Consider the following 1,370-nt stretch of genomic DNA (forward strand, 5'->3'; position numbering starts at 1 on the left):
ATTAAAAAGTAATGGTTTAAAGGCCAGATTAAAAAGTAATGGTTTAAAGGCCAGAGTAAAAAATGGAAAAGTTTCAGTTAGACTTGACGGTCTCTCAAACCCAGTTTCGATAGTAAAAGATATATCTGACGATGAATGCAAAGTAAAAACGAACGATTCTGTTATAACGGTTTTCGCTTGTTTTTCTTTATTTTTGGGTCTTTCGGGCATATATGAAGGTAGTGGTAAATTTTTAATTAGTTGTGCATTTGTTTCAATGGCTATAGCTTCTTTTTTTTCAGTACTACTTACAGAAGTTAAGTTGACTAGGCTTCGTGCTATTTTAACAGCATACAATCGCGGAGAGCACGACTAATAATGCGTGTCGCGTAGCTGGCACTTTTGACTAAGTATGGAGAATAAAGCGATGGATAGCATTGATAAATCTTGGCTTGCGCGTTTGGGCGTGAATCATATTGAGAGCAATTATATTTTCACTGGCTGCGACTATTATAAACGAGGCGGTGAAGAGGACTTAGCGTTTCTGTATGCGTCTGATAACCTGACACTGGTCAGCTGCAATGAAGACGTTCGAACAGATCTAGAAAAATCTAAGCTGCGATCGCTGCATGACTATATCGACGATGTGAACTCTCAAGCGTTTGAGGTCTATATTGATGATATTGATTATTATCTATCAGGTCATATTTGTGACGCTAAATCAAAGGTAGAGATTGATCAGCTCACGCTTGAAGCCCATCGAGAACGCATCGAACAATTTATCACAAGGTTTGATGAGGAAGAATTATTTAAAGCGGATTTTAGTCTGGACTCAGACTATTTCTATATGGCTTATCTGGAAGGGCAGCCTGTTGGGATCATTGCGTCATATTGTGGTGTCGAGCCCTTTGAATCGCTGTCTATCTTGGTGACACCAAGCTATCGTCAGCGTGGTGTCGGCAAGGCACTGATTTCAAGGTGGGTTAAAGAGGTTGAAAAGAGGGGACGTGTCGCCAGATATCGTGCCAACCGGGAAAATATTGCCTCCCGACGCCTTTGCGAGTCGTTAGGCTTTGTTGCTCACAGTCATATTCAAATACTGGCAAAACTATGAGTAGCGGCAACGACCCAATACGCATTGGTGGGGTTATCGCAATATGATGAGTGGGAGAGGCGTTTGTGGCTGATATTCATGGAGATTAAATGTTGTCTTTAGAACCCTCAGGGAAAACGCATGAAGATCCGCGGCATGCCTGGGCTAGCGATTTAATGACTTAATTGTCAATTAAGGATGAAAATCGTGCGTTGAACCATGTTTATTAATTAAAATGAGTGAAAATAAAGGATCAATTTGTTGATCATTTTCAGTGCGATTTAATGGTCTCCTAACG

2 protein-coding genes are annotated in these 1,370 nt (G+C 40.7%); both read left to right on the forward strand.

The features are described 5' to 3' along the window. The coding region (locus BZJ18_RS16995; protein ID WP_108743182.1) for a hypothetical protein at positions 1-355 on the forward strand (355 nt) is incomplete at its 5' end. 51 nt (positions 356-406) lie between these two features. Further along, complete coding sequence (locus BZJ18_RS17000; RefSeq protein WP_158011306.1) at positions 407-1,093, forward strand: GNAT family N-acetyltransferase; 687 nt, start codon at positions 407-409, stop codon at positions 1,091-1,093. Positions 1,094-1,370: the final 277 nt, after the last annotated feature.

It is taken from the genome of Salinivibrio sp. IB872 (assembly GCF_001995345.1).
Lineage (GTDB): Bacteria > Pseudomonadota > Gammaproteobacteria > Enterobacterales > Vibrionaceae > Salinivibrio > Salinivibrio proteolyticus.